Source organism: Arsenophonus endosymbiont of Apis mellifera (genome assembly GCF_903968575.1).
Classification (GTDB): domain Bacteria; phylum Pseudomonadota; class Gammaproteobacteria; order Enterobacterales; family Enterobacteriaceae; genus Arsenophonus; species Arsenophonus apicola.
This window is the reverse complement of sequence record NZ_CAJCFU010000066.1, coordinates 78,635-95,794: the sequence shown is the minus strand read 5'-3', so window position 1 is coordinate 95,794 and position 17,160 is coordinate 78,635. Positions and strand designations below refer to the sequence as shown.

Annotated in this window: 10 protein-coding genes and 1 pseudogene; 1 reads left to right on the top strand and 10 read right to left on the bottom strand. The window is 36.3% G+C overall.

All coding sequences use genetic code 11. The features are described from left to right. Positions 1 to 55: 55 nt before the first annotated feature. From H1X92_RS11300 to lolC, 5 genes and pseudogenes are all read right to left on the bottom strand, one after another. Positions 56 to 535 (bottom strand): annotated as a pseudogene (locus H1X92_RS11300) (peptidase T); the annotation flags it as partial. A 109-nt stretch (positions 536 to 644) separates the two neighbouring features. Then, a complete protein-coding gene (gene cobB, locus H1X92_RS11295; RefSeq protein ID WP_180560253.1) occupies positions 645 to 1,466 on the bottom strand; it encodes a Sir2 family NAD+-dependent deacetylase in 822 nt (273 codons plus the stop codon). Between the two features lie 91 nt (positions 1,467 to 1,557). Next, entirely contained in the window at positions 1,558 to 2,805 is a 1,248-nt protein-coding gene (lolE, locus tag H1X92_RS11290) for a lipoprotein-releasing ABC transporter permease subunit LolE (RefSeq protein ID WP_180560248.1), read from the bottom strand. Positions 2,806 to 2,807: 2 nt separating this feature from the next. Then, positions 2,808 to 3,512 carry a lipoprotein-releasing ABC transporter ATP-binding protein LolD gene (lolD, locus tag H1X92_RS11285; RefSeq protein WP_180560247.1) on the bottom strand — a complete coding sequence of 235 codons (705 nt, stop codon included), beginning with the start codon at positions 3,510 to 3,512 and terminating at the stop codon, positions 2,808 to 2,810. Continuing rightward, positions 3,505 to 4,707 carry a lipoprotein-releasing ABC transporter permease subunit LolC gene (gene lolC, locus H1X92_RS11280; protein ID WP_180560246.1) on the bottom strand — a complete coding sequence of 401 codons (1,203 nt, stop codon included), beginning with the start codon at positions 4,705 to 4,707 and terminating at the stop codon, positions 3,505 to 3,507. The genes lolD and lolC overlap by 8 nt, the downstream gene beginning before the upstream one ends. A 195-nt stretch (positions 4,708 to 4,902) precedes the next feature. Here lolC and mfd point away from each other — a divergent pair, with 195 nt between their 5' ends. Beyond that, positions 4,903 to 8,343: a transcription-repair coupling factor gene (mfd, locus tag H1X92_RS11275; protein WP_180560245.1), complete on the top strand. Its 3,441-nt coding sequence runs from the start codon at positions 4,903 to 4,905 to the stop codon at positions 8,341 to 8,343. A gap of 84 nt (positions 8,344 to 8,427) precedes the next feature. Here mfd and H1X92_RS11270 read toward each other — a convergent pair whose 3' ends face one another. The 5 genes from H1X92_RS11270 to H1X92_RS11250 form a co-directional block, all read right to left on the bottom strand. Further along, entirely contained in the window at positions 8,428 to 9,732 is a 1,305-nt protein-coding gene (locus H1X92_RS11270; protein WP_180560244.1) for an NAD(P)/FAD-dependent oxidoreductase, read from the bottom strand. A 258-nt stretch (positions 9,733 to 9,990) separates the two neighbouring features. Then, the gene (locus H1X92_RS11265; protein WP_180560243.1) at positions 9,991 to 14,148 is read right to left on the bottom strand and encodes a calcium-binding protein; all 4,158 of its coding nucleotides are present in this window, start codon (positions 14,146 to 14,148) and stop codon (positions 9,991 to 9,993) included. A 36-nt stretch (positions 14,149 to 14,184) separates the two neighbouring features. Further along, entirely contained in the window at positions 14,185 to 14,526 is a 342-nt protein-coding gene (locus tag H1X92_RS11260) for a hypothetical protein (protein WP_180560242.1), read from the bottom strand. A gap of 44 nt (positions 14,527 to 14,570) precedes the next feature. Next, positions 14,571 to 16,553, bottom strand: a complete 1,983-nt coding sequence (locus tag H1X92_RS11255) for a C80 family cysteine peptidase (protein WP_233458157.1) — start codon at positions 16,551 to 16,553, stop codon at positions 14,571 to 14,573. A gap of 117 nt (positions 16,554 to 16,670) precedes the next feature. Beyond that, positions 16,671 to 17,138 (bottom strand): hypothetical protein, encoded by a 468-nt coding sequence (locus H1X92_RS11250; protein ID WP_180560240.1) that lies wholly within the window; start codon positions 17,136 to 17,138, stop codon positions 16,671 to 16,673. Positions 17,139 to 17,160 lie beyond the last annotated feature (22 nt).

The following is a 17,160-nucleotide window of genomic DNA, read 5'->3' as shown; positions in this document are numbered from 1 at the left end:
TCTTCGGGCTTTTCAAGCCCGACCAAATTCCCCTCCCACCTTATGTCGGTGGGAGTACCCTTTGGAGGTTAAGATGGCTTATCGCCGTCATAATTTCAGCAATACCCGCTTTATTTTCTGCCCCTAATAAAGTTTTACCATCAGTAGTAATTATCGTTTTACCTATCATTTCATGCAGAATGGGAAACGTCACGGGTGATAATACCGAATTACCAATACCTAATGCGATATCACCACCACGATAATTTTCAATGAGTTGCGGCTTAACATTTTTACCGACAAAATCAGGTGAAGTATCGAGATGGGAAATAAAACCAATAGCAGGAATAGAACGTTCAATATTGGCGGGTAGCTTCGCCATTACACAACCGTTTTCTAGCAGCTCGCTAGTAGAAATTCCTAACTCTGATAGTTCGCTCAATAATAACTGCGCTAATTTTACTTGGCCAGAACTGCTAGGCTTAGATTTTGTATAAGTCTTTGACTGACTGTTAATCGCAATATATTCCCAAAAACGCTCTAAAAGCCTATCCATTTCTCCTCCCTCAATGAATTGTTAGCGCATTATGCGGAAGGAATTAATGACAATTATTGCGTCAAATCAGCTTTAGCAGCATATATTAATAAAACACACTAATACTTAATCATAGTTTGAACTCTGCAACTAAACCGTCAATATACTTTTCAACAATTTTTGTTGCCGCGCCATAATGTTTTTCATCAAACTGGCTTTCGATCTGACTGGGCTCAAGATTTAATTCAACAGTATGTGCACCAGCAAGTTTAGCTTCATGGACAAATCCAGCAGCAGGATAAACATGGCCCGAGGTACCAATGGCGATAAAAATATCCGCTGATGATAGAGCTTGATAAATCACCTCCATGCCTAGTGGCATTTCACCAAACCAGACAATATGGGGACGCAAAGGTTGCGGAAATTGGCAACAGTGACAACGATCATCGGTGGTTAAATCACCTTTCCATTCAATAATCTGACCTGTTTGGCAACAACGAGCTTTTAATAATTCACCATGCATGTGAATAATGCGTCTATTACCTGCTTTTTCATGCAAGTTATCAATATTTTGCGTAACTAATAAAAAATTATCACCCAGAAGATGTTCTAATTTGGCTAACGCATAATGGGCGGCATTGGGTTTTATATCCGGTTGCTGTAATTGATAACGACGCTGATTATAAAAACGTTGTACTAATTCTGGATCTCTAACAAAACCTTCAGGTGTTGCGACATCTTCAACTCGATGCTCTTCCCATAAACCATCTGTAGCTCGAAAAGTACGAATGCCAGACTCAGCAGAAATACCGGCGCCGGTTAAAATGACAATTTTTTTTCTTTTCATCTTATCAATCAACTGTTTATCACGGTAAAAAAGACAACAACGAAATCTTTGTCGATGTAAGTTTTTCTTTTTACGTAACTTTCTAAGCCGACAATGAAACCGCATCATAGACAGTATCCTTTTTCATGCTATACGACCCATTACTTTCAATCAAACAATCGCCTCTTTTAGATAATGCCAGCAAAAACCACAACGGTTATTGCCCACTCAAAATACGCGCCGGATCTATTTTTGTTGCCCGTTTAGCTGGATACCAACTAGCGAGTAAACTTAAAATTAATGTTGTTAACATGACATAAAATACATCGGTAATATGCAGCTCAGAGGGTAAAAAATCGATAAAATAAACATCACCGGACAAAATAGGATGACCAACAATATTTTCTATACATTTAATAATAGTCGTTAAATTTAGTGATATAAAAACCCCAACTAACATACCAATAAAACAACCAACCATTCCCGTTATTAATCCATACCATAAAAAAATCGCACGAATAAAACTATCTTTAGCACCAAGTGTTCTTAATATCGCAATATCACTGCTTTTGTCTTTTACCGCCATGACCAGCGTAGATACAATATTAAAACAGGCAACACCAATGACCAATATCATGGCAAGATACATGATGCCTCTTACCATTTGAATATCGCTATACATGTAACCATAATCGGCTATCCAACTTTTAATAGTGACATAATGGCCAGTATTTATGCCTGCATCATAAACAACTTTATTGGCAGCAAAAACATCCGTTACACGGATCTGAAAACCAGTAATACCATCACCATAGGCTAAATATTGCTGGGCATCTTGCAATGGTACGATTGCCAATTGATGATCTAACATGCCATTTAATTTGAATACACCAATAACTGTGACACTAATTCGATTCGGTTGCTGAATACGTAATTTATCATCATGATTAGGGATCATGATGGTAATATGATCGCCGGGCGAAACTTTTAATGTTTCTGCGACACCTTGACCTAAAATAATTTCGTTATTGCCTGGTTTTAATTTTTGCCATGCATCATTCAATATAAAATTAGGTAATGAACTGACAGTTTGCTCTGACGATAAATCAACACCGGCTACTTGAATTGCTTTCAACGCACTTCCTTTTTCAAGTAATCCGGTAAAATTAATATACGGTGATACACCAACCACTCCGGAAGTTTGTCGCACCTTAGCTAAATCAGCTTGCCAATTTAAATAAGGTTGATTGACTGCCGCAATCTGGCCATGAGGGACAACTGAAAGTATGCGATTTTTTAATTCACGTTCAAAGCCATTCATCGCACTTAAACCAATAATTAACACAGCAACGCCGAGCACAATACCCAGTGTAGAGATAATTGATATCAATGAAACCAAGCCAGCCCTTTTTTTACCTCGACTAAAGCGAAGTGCAATTTTTAACGCACCGGGCAATTCCGCCATGATTATTGCACTCCCTTTAAGGTCCGCTCATCCTGTAAATAACCATCCCGCATTTCCAACTGACGCGTTAAACGGCCAGCGAGCCGCAAATCATGGGTTACTACTAAAAATGCCGTTCCCTTTTGCTGATTAAGTTCCAATAATAGATCAAAAATGACATCTGCATTGTGTAAATCTAAATTACCTGTTGGTTCATCGGCTAATACTAAAGCGGGTTCGTTAACGATTGCCCGGGCAATTGCAACTCGTTGACGCTCACCGCCAGATAATTCAGCCGGACGATGATTTACTCGATGCGATAAACCTACTGCGGCTAGCATTTCATCGGCTTTTTGTTGCGCTTTTATCCGTGTCATTCCGCCAATTAATAATGGCATCATCACATTTTCCAACGCGGTAAAATCCGGTAATAGATGATGAAATTGATAAATAAATCCTAACTCTTGATTACGCAGTTCTGCTCTGTCACTGGTAGAAAGCGAACTAATTTTTTTACCATTAAAAATGACCTCCCCACTGGTTGGCGTATCTAACCCACCCAATAAATGAAGTAGCGTACTCTTGCCAGAACCTGAGCTACCCAGAATTGCCATCATTTCACTCTTGTTGATAGAAAATGAGATATTTTTAAGCACGTTAGTCGAAATTTTGCCATCTTGATAACTTTTACAGAGGTCTTGGCAAACTAGTAGCGGAGAATTATTCATAACGTAAAGCCTCTGCAGGTTGTACGGTGGCTGCACGCCAAGCTGGATAAAGGGTAGCCAATAATGAGATAGCAATTGAAGATAAAGCAATGAATATAATACGGCCAGGATCAATAGATATCGGCAATTCGATACCCTTAGCTAATAAACCTAACATTGGCATTATTATATTAAGCTGGCTTGCGATAAATAGACCTAATAATGTGCCAATGAGGGTACCAATGATCCCAGCTCCAGCTCCCTGTAGCATAAAAATAGCCATAATTTGGCCTCGCTTTAAACCTAATGTCTGTAAAATAGCCACTTCAGACTGTTTTTCCATGACTAATAATGAAAGTGAAGTAACAATATTAAACGCTGCCACGGCAATAATGAGACTCAATAATAAGCCCATCATATTTTTTTCCATTCTAACCGCCTGAAAAAACTCTCCTTTTCGTTCTCGCCAATCCTTCCATATCATACCTGTCGGTAACGTTTGTTGACTCAAGCTATCAACAGTTAAAGGTGAATCAAGATAAAGACGCCAACCCGTAATATGACCGATCGGATAACGCATTAATCGTGCCGCATCCTGCTGATTAACCAATAATTCACTATTATCGGCTTCACCTTGGGTAGCAAAAACGCCAGCTACCGTGAATAAACGCTGACTGGGTATTCTGCCCATTGGTGTAAGTTGACTAACTCCAGGCACAATTAATCTCAATTGATCTCCTCGCTTTACCTCCAGTTGTTCAGCCAATTTTATGCCTAAAATAACATGATAACTGCCGGCGGTTAAAACTGTCGGATCAACCTCTTGCAGATGTTTTAACAAAGGCTCGCTCGACGCTTCATCAACGCCGATCATAACCGCAACTCCCACATTTTGCCTGCTCTGTAATACCACATCACTTTCAACAATGGGGGCTATGCGATTAATTCCCTGTAAATAGGTTACATTTTTTGCTGGATATTGATTGGGATTGAGATTACCTTTAGGTGTCGTTAAAATAGCCTGTGGCATGTATGCCAAAATACTCTGTTGCAATGAACGTTCAAAACCATTCATAACAGCAGTGACGGTAATTAATGCCATAACGCCTAGTGCAATGCCAATCGTAGATAAACTCGATACAAACCGACCAAACCGGTCACCTGTTCGTCCACGCATGTAACGTAGACCAATATAAAAGATAACAGACTGAGACATGAAATCCGATATACCTCTGTTGCCAAAGCGAAGTGTTTGGCGATAATAAAGGGTAGCGTTACTGAATGGAACCACCCTAAGCCAATGTTTTACGATTTTTTATATCTAACTTAACAGATTAGACTATTTTTCGTTTGTTTTAGTGTCAACAAAACAAGTATTACAATTTCTATCAATGAGAATTAATTAATCCATATGTCGGCAAAATATTATTACCAACTCCCCAAACAGCAAGGTGATACTCGCCATTTGGGGTGTCTAATTGGCGCGGCAGCCGCTGTTGAGTGTGCTGATATTGTCGATCGCCATCCGGGTCTTGTGGTTTTGATCACTCAAGATACGCATAATGCCTTAAAATTATGTGATGAAATACAACAATTTTCGCCAAATTTAGTCACAATGCTTTCAGATTGGGAAACGCTTCCTTATGATAGTTTTTCACCACATCAAGAAATTATTTCAACGCGGTTAGCCAACCTTTATCGACTACCAACCCTGACAAAAGGTTTATTAATTCTTCCGGTTAATACCTTAATGCAAAAAGTTTGCCCTATTGATTTTCTAACCAGCAATGCCCTGGTTATGCATAAAGGAGATAAACTTGCACGTGAAAAATTGCGTAATAATCTCGATAAAGCCGGTTATCGAAACGTTGATCAAGTGCTCGAACATGGTGAATATGCTACACGTGGAGCGTTACTAGATCTCTTTCCAATGGGTAGCGACTTTCCGTATCGGATTGACTTTTTTGATGATGAAATCGATAGCTTAAGAACTTTTGATGTTGATAGCCAACTTACGATTAGTGAAGTTGAGCAGATAAATTTACTGCCTGCTCACGAATTCCCGACTGATGATAAAGCCATTGAATTATTTCGTAGCCAATGGCGAGAACATTTCGACGTACGCCGTGATCCTGAGCATATTTATCAACAAATCAGTAAAAAAATACTACCTGCAGGAATTGAATATTGGCAACCTCTTTTTTTTAATCAGCCGTTATCTTCGCTGTTTGACTATTTACCTGCCAATACATTGCTAATTACCCAAGATTTAGCTGCCGCTACTGATAGATTTTGGACTGACACTTATCAGCGCTATGAGAGTCGCCGAGTTGATCCCATGCGTCCGCTACTACCCCCTGAAACACTTTGGCTAAATAGCGAACAACTTAATCGTGGCCTTAAAGCATGGCCGCGTATTAAAATATCCGTTGAATCGGTTGCCCAAAAAGCAGGCTATACCAACTTGCCCTACTTAGCTTTACCTGATTTAAGTATCAGTCAGCAGAATAAAGCTCCACTAAATAAGCTCGATCAATTCAGTAAGAATTTTACTGGGCGGATTGTTTTTTCTGCCGAAAGCGCTGGGCGACGTGAAACAGTACAAGAGTTACTGGCACGGATAAAAATTGATCCCACCAGGATTAAAACCTTGCATGAAGCTCATAAACCTGGTTTTTATATTACAGTGGGTGCGGCTGAACAGGGGTTTATTAATCAAGATCAACAAATTGCCTTTATTTGTGAAAGCGATATTTTAGGTGAACGGGTTATTCAACGTCATACCGAACAACGTAAAGCCATTAATACCGATCTATTGATCCGTAATCTAGCCGAATTGCGACCAGGACAACCCGTTGTTCACCTTGAACATGGTGTTGGGCGTTATCAGGGCTTAACCACTTTAGCTGCGGGCGGTATTCAAGCCGAGTACTTAGTGCTAACATATGCTGGCAATGATAAACTTTATGTTCCTGTTTCATCCCTAAATTTAATTAGTCGCTATAGTGGTGCCAGTGATGAAAGTGCACCACTACATAAATTAGGTGGTGATGTCTGGATTAAAGCGAAACAAAAAGCAGCCGAAAAAATTCGTGATGTTGCCGCCGAGTTGTTAGATATTCACGCTCAGCGTAGTATCAAGCCAGGTTTTGCTTTCAAACACGATAAAATGCAATATCAACTTTTTTGTCAAGGTTTTACCTTCGAAACCACCGTCGATCAAGAACAAGCTATTAATGCTGTTTTAAGTGATATGTGCCAACCAATTGCCATGGATCGCTTAGTCTGTGGTGATGTTGGCTTTGGTAAAACCGAAGTAGCGATGCGAGCTGCATTCCTGGCAATAACCAATAATCAACAAGTTGCCGTATTGGTGCCAACAACGCTACTGGCGCAACAACATTTCGATAATTTTCGCGACCGTTTTGCTAACTGGCCAGTACGGATTGAAATGCTGTCACGCTTTCGTAGTAACAAAGAGCAGCTACAGATTATCAATGCAGCGGCTGAAGGAAAAATAGATATCTTGATTGGTACCCATAAATTACTGCAAAATGATATTCGTTGGAAAGCACTTGGATTATTGATTGTCGATGAGGAACATCGTTTCGGGGTTCGTCACAAAGAGTTAATTAAATCGATGCGAGCTAATGTTGATATTCTGACATTAACGGCAACACCTATACCTCGAACCCTTAATATGGCAATGAGTGGCATGCGTGATCTGTCTATTATTGCTACTCCTCCTTCTCGTCGATTATCCGTTAAAACCTTTGTTCGTCAATATGACGACTTAATAGTGCGGGAAGCCATTTTGCGTGAAATATTGCGTGGTGGACAAGTTTATTATCTGTTTAATGATGTAAAATATATTGAGAAAGCCAAACAGCGTTTGGAGTCGCTGGTACCTGAAGCGCGTTTTGTAATTGGCCATGGGCAAATGCGTGAGAGAGATTTGGAGCGAGTGATGACCGATTTCCATCGGCAGCGATTCAATGTATTAATTTGCACCACCATTATTGAAACAGGAATCGATATTCCTAGCGCTAATACTATCATTATTGAACGTGCCGATCATTTTGGTTTAGCGCAATTACATCAATTACGTGGCAGAGTTGGTCGCTCTTATCATCAAGCCTATGCTTATCTCTTAACACCCCAGCCGAAAGCGATGACCATCGATGCGCAAAAACGGCTTGAAGCGATTGCAGCGCTGGAAGATCTTGGTGCTGGCTTTGCATTAGCAACCCATGATCTAGAAATTCGAGGGGCAGGAGAGTTGCTTGGTGAAGAACAAAGCGGACAGATGACCACTATCGGATTTACACTTTATATGGAACTGCTAGAAAATGCCGTTGAGGCGTTAAAGCAAGGCAAACAACCTTCTTTAGAAGAGCTAACCCGCCAACAGACTGAAATTGAGTTAAGAATGCCGGTACTACTGCCGGATGATTACATACCCGATGTCAATCTCAGATTATCTTTTTATAAAAGGATCGCTAGCGCCAAACATGACAATGAGTTGGATGAGTTAAAAATTGAACTTATCGATCGTTTCGGTAGCCTACCCGATGCAGGCAAGCAGTTACTCCAATCTACTGCCATCCGGATACATGCGCAAGCATTAGGTATTAAACGAATAGAAGCACATGAAAAAGGCGGATTTATTGAATTTAGTGAACAAAATAGAGTCAACGCCACTTTTCTTATCGAATTACTACAAAATTCACCCGCTATTTATCGGCTAGATGGGCCTAATAAATTGAAATTTGTTAAACCACTAAGCAATTATACTGAAAGGCTCTCTTTCGTTGGTCAATTAATAGCCGATTTTCAATCACATCAAGTATAAATTAATTCATTGCGTCTTATTTAATTAAAATAAGACGCAATGGTTAATATCAAATCTAGAGCTATTAATAATACTCAGCGTAAATTAGTGTAATTTTAATCTCGGTCGAATGATACGATTAATGCTACCCACTAACATCATCAATCCAGTTTTAATATAACCGTGTAATGCTATCTGATGCATGCGATAAAGTGAAATATAGACTATACGAGCAATTTTTCCTTCAACCATCATATCACCGCCTACTAAATTTCCCATCAAACTGCCAACGGTACTAAAACGAGACAATGAGACTAAGGAGCCATGATCTTTATAGACATACTCTTTTAACTCTTTACCTTCTAGTAATGCCAGAATATTTTTATAACATAAAGTCGCCATTTGATGGGCAGCTTGTGCCCGTGGAGGCACAAATCCCCCCTCTTTTTTAGGGCAAGAGGCACAATCACCAATGGCAAAAATAGTACTATCAAGTGTCGTTTGTAGGGTTGGTTTAACAATCAATTGATTAATTCGATTAGTTTCTAAACCACCAATTTGCTGCATAAAATCAGGTGCTTTAATACCGGCCGCCCAAACCATAAGATCGGCGTTAATCTTTTCTGCCGATTTGGTATTGAGACCATCAGCATCTGCACTAGTTACCATAGTCTGGGTTAAAACACGCACACCCAATTTAGTTAATTCATGATGAGCTGCTGTAGAGATCCGTATAGGCAAAGCCGGTAATATGCGTTCTCCAGCTTCAACCAGGGTTACATTAAGAGCTTCCTTATTCAAGCCTTCAAAACCATAACTCGTTAATTGCTCGATAGCATTATACAGTTCAGCAGACAATTCCACTCCAGTTGCACCGCCACCAACAATCGCAATATTGATCTTATCATCCGGTTTATGCCGCACAGAGTAACTGAGAAATAAATTTAACATTTCATCATGGAAACGATGTGCTTGCTTCGGGTTATCTAAGAAAATACAATGTTCTTTTACACCGGCAGTACCAAAATCATTAGATACACTACCTAACGCCATAACTAAAATATCAAAATCTAGCTGTCGTTCAGGAACTAATAATTGCCCTTCTTTATCATGTATCGCTGCAAGCTTAATGGTTTTATTTTCACGATCAATATCTGTCAAACAACCTAATTGAAAATGAAAATAGTGATTACGGGCATGCGCCAAATAACTCAGCGCATCAACGCCGTCATCCAAAGAGCCAGCCGCAACTTCATGCAGTAGCGGTTTCCACAAATGGCTTTGATTACGATCAACTAATATAATTTCAGCTTTATGCTTGCGCCCTAATTTATGCCCTAATTTAGTTGCAAGTTCTAATCCTCCTGCCCCACCACCGACAATGATAATCTTGGTTTTTGGCGTCATCATAACTACCTTATCCTAAAATAATTTTTTCTTATTTAAATATATTTGATAATTAGCTTTAAATGGCATAATTTTTCAAAAAAAGTTTATTTTGCCTAAGAATAACATAGTTGATTATTTGCTCATACCTAAATTGATTAAAATCAATTTAGCTGGTTATTTTTACATCGTTACTTATTAATAATTAAATGAAACAAAAAACTGTCATTGTTAATAATCACTAAAGCCTAATATTCAATTTTTATTTATTAATAATTGTATTTACATCAATGTCGCAACACTAAAATCTAGATTAATATCAAAGGTAGGTAGATAAGTAGTTAAATTGATGCTGCCATTCTCTCCATTAGGATCAAACGCAGCTATAAAATCAATTAAACTATCAAGTTGTCTATTATTGAGCGTTTCTCCCTGACCAATCGCCGCATTAATAACAGCATGTTGTTGGTCATAACCTTCGATCACTAGGCTAGATAAACCATCAGTAGATAGATATGAGCGATTACCATCGTGATCCACAATCTGATAATCCGCTATCTTTTTATCCTGTAAAATAATGGTATCTTTACCCCCATTATTAATAATTTTAACGTCGCCATTAAGCTGATTGATAAAAATAATATTGTTGCCTTTTCCTGCCGCTAAAGTAACATTTCCGCTAGTGGAGATAAGAATATCATCGCCATCACCGCCATAGAGTGCATCATCACCCTCACCATCAAGCAGAATATTATTCCCCGCCTTAACCGTAATAATATCATTCCCTTTTCCGCCTTTTATAATATGCCCTTTTTCACTAACATCAGTGACAATATCATTACCATCGCCGGCATCAAGTATTTTGTCATTTATGCGATAATCGAGTGGCAACACAATAATATCATCTTGTTCTGTTGCCATCTGAATAGGATCCAATGGTGTTATAAAGTTACCCTGCTCAGACAAAGTTATATTAAATTTTTGCTGATTTTTGTCCTGAATTAGAATATTTATTGATTCTAATTGCTGCCAATTTATAAATTTTATTCTGGCTATATCATTTTTTTTATCTTTATGTACTAATTCGTTATTAACAAAGAAAAAATCATAACCACTATATTCAGCAAGATAAATAATTATCCTGTCATTGTCAGTATAATGTTCATTTATTTTGCTATAATCAAAAGTAATATAAATAGAGGCTAAATTTAATATTGACATATCACTAATATAATAATGATCCACTCCTTTGGTTATATGAAAATAGCTATCACTTTTTATATTATAAAAATAATTATCATGCCGATCGCCGGAAAATACTGTTTCCAGCGCCTCCAATGTGGTTTGCATAGGCCTAATATTATCTGGTAAGTGATAAACCTTTTTATAAGTTTCTATGCTATTTTTAGCCAAATCAATGGCAACAAAATAGGGTCGAGCCGCGGTAATATGACGCTCTAAACGCCTAACATACATAGCTTCATATAATATTGGTTGAGCGTTAAGTAAATTGGCTGACTGAGGTAAGTAAGGTGTCAATATAAAGCCATCCTGAGTAAGGATATTATATTGATGAGTTAAAAAATGCTTACCATTTTTATGATAACCATAGGCATTTTTTAATTTAATTTCGATATCACTTTTAGCAACTTTATTTAGTTCAGATGGCACCGCTATTTCAATTTTAAGGATGACATCACTATCTTTTAATGCAAATAATTTTATTTCATCTAACTGATACTCCAGTTCAACAATAGTTTCACCATTGTCGCCTTCTTCATCAATAACCACGTTAGAATGGTAATCGAACAATCGATTAAATTTAAATTGCGGCTTGTGTTGGTTTGGATTAATAAAAATTTGCTGTTCTGCATCCCATTGATTATAAAAACGATGGTCAGGTAAAAATTTTATATGATCCATCCAGTTATAACGTTGAATAACATACCGATCAACGCCACTGCCGCCATTAGCATAGCCCTTAGTTAACAAAAGCGCATCATTACCTTCGCCACCATGTAATATTGCATGCCCATTACCAGCAGATAAAATATTATTTTTTTCATTACCGATAATAATATTATGTGCCTTATCAGGCCCACGGGCATTTTCAAAATTATTAATAGACGCAACAAGCTGGGAAGTATTACTGCTACTATTAATAAAATTTTTCATTACATTCCAGGAATACTCAAATTGGTGAAAAGGTCGTTTTAAATATTTTACAGTACTATTTGCTAAATCAATATAACTACCAAAAAAACTAGTATCATTATGTTTATTATAAATAGAAAAATCCGGCTCTATAAGGCCTAAATCTTGTTGAATAGGTAAGGTATTGATAATAATGCTATCATTACCTTCTTTAGCATAAAGATGTTTTATTTCATTAATTGCAAATTGCCTATTATTGAAAATAAAAATATCATCTTTGTTACCCGCAATAAATATTTTTTTACCATTATAAATTTCAAATCGATTGACTAGTGTATCTAATCCAATAATAACATCATTACCATTGGCTGTATTAAAACTTACTGCGGAAATCTTCTCTTTCTGGTAAGTTTCTGTCAGATAGTTTTCAATAAGATCATAATTATGATCATAGGGATTATTTAATGCGGTGAAATAGAGTACTTTTGATTTTTCACTATTAGAAGTAAATATTTTATTTTGTTCAACAGCAATATCGCCAAAATTTGACAATATATTATCATGAACCTGTGCCAATAAAATAATTTTCTCAGTAGCTACATAAGAAGTGGGAATATATTCTTTTATTTTTACTCGATCAACCTCATAACGATGGGGAAATTGTCGTAGAATTAGTTTCACTTCTGCTTCAGAAAAACGTCTTTTATTCTGTTCTATCGCAAAATCAATATTGTCAGTTGTCCATAAAGTTGTCACTGAATTTGAAAATAAATTGGTATTTTTTGCTATTATTAACTCTTCAATATCCTGGTCAACAATATATTCATTTGTCTGTTTATCTATCAAATGAAAATAAGGCAGTTCTTCAACCTGCTGTGCTTCTTCGATATAAAAATGTAAATTATAGCCTGCTGGTTTAAGTATATCTTCAAATTGATTGCGCTGTTTTTCCAATAACGCTCGTTGAAAAGTATCTGCTATCTGATGTTGCTGTAATCTGTTTTTTATTACATATGATAAATTCAATCCCAAAGCCGCCTGTAAACCGGTTTCAAATTCTTCCTCAGAAGTTAATTTAATCTTTTGTTTAATTTTCTCGACTGTTCGCACCGCATTATACGTCATTCCGCCTAGCATTAATGCGGCACCAATAGCAATACTAACAGGGCCGGCCACTGATGAACCAACTAAAATAGCAAACGCCGTGCCAACGCCAATACCTGCACCCAGCAATGAAAATGTACCATTGACTATCAGATCCTGGCGAACATCAGCATCTTGTTCTGTCGCCAGTTGACTAAAACTTTCATAGGCATAATAAACATCAAAACCTGTCGCAACTATATTTAAAAGCATGGCCGCTCGTCCAGTAAAAGTTCCGGCTACACTATAGCTACCAGTGGCTTTATAAGCCATTTTTAATAGTAATGGTTGTAAAATATCAGTACTAAAATTGGCTCCAGCAGCACTCCAGGCAATGATAATATTTTTATCAATTGTACTTCGCTGCTCATCACTTAATTGTGCTAACTGTCGCTCTGCTAACATCATCTGGGTAGAATTAGCCAATTGGAATAGGCCAATAGCCTGGGTACCATAACCGATTTTATTCATCATGCGGGCATAACGAGGTAATTTGATACTATTTTGCCGAAAACGAGACCAAAAACTCCTATCTAGATTAGTCGCGTGGTTAATATCGGATAGTCTTTCTAATAATAGAGCAGATGAAGCCAAATCTTGTTGATTAGATAGTAATCTATGTTGTGCATTTAAGCGCTGCAGTTGTTGTTTAATTAGGCTAACCAGTGCTGCATTCTCTCGTGTACCATTCGCCAAGGTCAAATAATCATTAAGCTGCTGAACATCAAAAGTCAATTTATCTGGATGATTAGACAATAAATTAACTGACTGGGAGGTAACGAGTTTGTTATCAATCTGCGCACCTGCTTGCTGTAAAGTTGCCAATTGAATATCAATTGCGCCTACTTTTACAGTTAATGGCAGAGCAGTTGATTCAGATTTACCGGGTAATAGTGATAGCAATGAACTTATTTCATTCTTCATAACTGGATCAAGATTGAGTCGATAAATATCAAATTCAAATTGATCTACAGCGTTTTTTGCTATTCCCATTTCCGCAGCTCTAGTCGTCTTATTATTGATAATAAAATTCTTAGGCAGATCCACGGTTAAGTAAGCAGTCAATCCTTTACATAGTTCTGTCGAAATATTCTGTTTATCCTGCCCACTTAGTTTGATCTCGCCACTCTTAGCATCAAACAAAGCATATTGATAATTATCTGCCTGTTGAGTAATAGACTAAGTAAAGACTAAATTGCCCGCTTTTAGTTGATATCTGCCTGCTACTGCCGTTGATAACCATTGTTCGAGTGATTGTCTGGTAATGAATTGTGAGGTGTTACCGATCATCTCGTTATACTTGATATTATTGAACGTATGTTCAAATTGTTGCAAAAAATACAATTCTTCGCTAGCAAATGAATACTTTAATCGTTGTTCATATAATTTACGATGATAGACCAATAATTGATGAACATTTTCATTATAATCAATAGAATATGCATATATGATACCTAAAGTCGCTGCAATACTAGCAGCGGAAATATTATGGTCATGTAACAAAAAAGCATGGGGAAACAATCTTATTCCCCCTTCAATATCTGCGCTGTGGCTAACTTGTTGCCTCAATTGAGAAAATTGATAAGTATGCGTTTATGCCAATAACTGCTTTTTTCTAATGCCAGTTGTAGCGATAAGCCTTCCAGGCCATTGTCAGAGGAGAGGCCGATCAAATCACTTAATGCAGTCTGTAGCTGTAAATATTCAGGATAGTTTGCAATTAAACGGAATAGTTTGCCCTGATCTATCTCATTAGGGCCTAAAGAAAAATATTGCCTTAATATCCAGCGTGATCGGTCACTTAAGTGATGCAACACGCTATGATCATCATATATTGCATCCAATAATAATGATAATTCATCCGCCTGTTGCCATATTGGTAGCTGAATATTTTTAATAAATATTTTTTGCCAATAGTCCATGGCATTAACAGAAATATGATAATTTTGTTGAAAAAAAAGATTTATTTTTTTATTAATAACCGGATCATACAATGCTTGTTTAAGTCTATTTTCATCGATATTACCTCGCTTATCGGTGAAATAATTTTGTAAGTAAAACGAGCTTTCTGTTATTGCCTGCCAAATAGAAATTTCCTTTAATGCGATACTCATCAATAAAGCTTGGGTAATTGGAATTTCATTTAATAAAATCTGCTTTGTGGTTCGATCATAACGGCAATAAAAACTATCGTGATAATCTAATAAATTTTGTTTGACCAAAAAACTCTTTTTATGGGTATAAAATGTTAAAATAGTATCAATATCAGCAGCAGAAAGCTGTTTTGCTAAGCCTGATACAATCCAATCAGCACGAAACGGATTACTATGTTGTCCTAGCTGCGTGGTGCTAATAATAGATATTTCTTGCGGATTATTAAATGATAATTCCTCTTTCAGAGTTATTAAAGATTGTGATAATTGTTGTGAGTCTAAACCACTAAATTGTTTACCTGATGGGGAAACCTGACCTAATAACAACCAATGCTGCTCAGTTCGGCTTTGAAAATCAGTCAAATTGCCGTATTCAATAAAATATTTTTTTCGTTTTGTATCAATCTGAGCAACTAAGGTATTCTGCTGATCTTGTGCGGCGATTAATTCAGCTTGCTGACGAGCATTATTATCGCCAGCGAATCTTAAAATAATATTTTTTTTGGCTGTAATGGGTATATGACTATTATCTGCTAATATAAAATCTAAGTTGACTTTTCGCCAAATAGGAATTTCAATTATAGCGTTTTCCCTTAGTCTAGATATTAAAGTTTGACTATCAAACTTAAGATTATTATTAATTATCTCATGATAATACGACTTAAAAATTTGATAAGCTTCATTTTCGTAACTGACCAATCTGATTAAGTCAATATCCAATTGACCATTCTTATTTACAAAATATTTTTTTAAATAATCATGATTTTCTAATAAAAGGGTATCATCCAATACATGATTATGATTAATACTATCTAATAGGGCAAAAATATAATCCTGTTCATTAACAAATAGCATCCCCGATTCTTGATGATACTGATATACATTTTTATATATATGTGCAGGCATATCTCGCATTTGTTGGTCCAAAAAATTTACTCTTGCCATCCTATGACCCGAATCAGAAATATAAATATTTTCTGTATAAGCTGCCATTGTTGAACTAAATCCCTTCGACCACAATGCACGGCTAAATTTAAAGCCATTATCATTTACTATGTTATTATTAGCTTGTTTACAACCTAAAAAAATAATTTTCTGCGGATCATGATTATCAAATATTTTAGATTTCAAATTTTGTAAACTAATAGCAAAAGACTCCGGTGATAGTTCATTGTAATATGAACCATGAGCAGTAATTAGCCAACGGACATTACCTTCTTTTGCTAAAGCAGTTGAATTATGAATAACCTGGTGTTTATGACTGCGAATATCATAAAAGATCACAGTAGTATTTTCTGGATGCTTATTTTTTAATCTTTCAACACCATTACTGATTACGCTATCATCCTGAATCTGAATAATGACGGTATGTTTATCATCTAAAACAGTGTCCATTGTAAACACACTTTCATTATCCTCATTACCAACAACATAATCATGCATAAATAAAAAATTATCATTTTTCTTGATCAAATAAGGTAATTTTTTATCATTTTCAATTTCAGAAAGTTGCTAATTAATATTAATCGTATCATTAAACTCATAATAGATGATATTATCGCGATCATATTTTATTAATGTTATTTCTCTTTGCAAATAAAATAAGTCGCTCACTTCATTACTGAGAATATTTAATATTTCATCAATGGATAACTCCTGAATAACTACTTTTTTTATCACTATTTTATTATCAACAGTGCCTGTTAATTTAATAATAGAAAATTTATTAACGAAATCAATATCTACAAATTCAAAGTCAACCGGATAAAGCTCATGTTCTCTAATAATATATCGAGTGGCAAATTTTTCTTGTTGTTCAAAAATAATTTTTGCTGCTGTTGTCTCTATCACTTCATTTTCAATACTTAAGTTAATTAATTGATATTTAATATCATTATTATCTTTATAGGCGGCTATTTTTAATTGATAATTATTACTTTCATTTTTAACTATGTGATAAGATTTTTCATGTTCTTGCAAAAAAGAAATAAAAAACGATTTA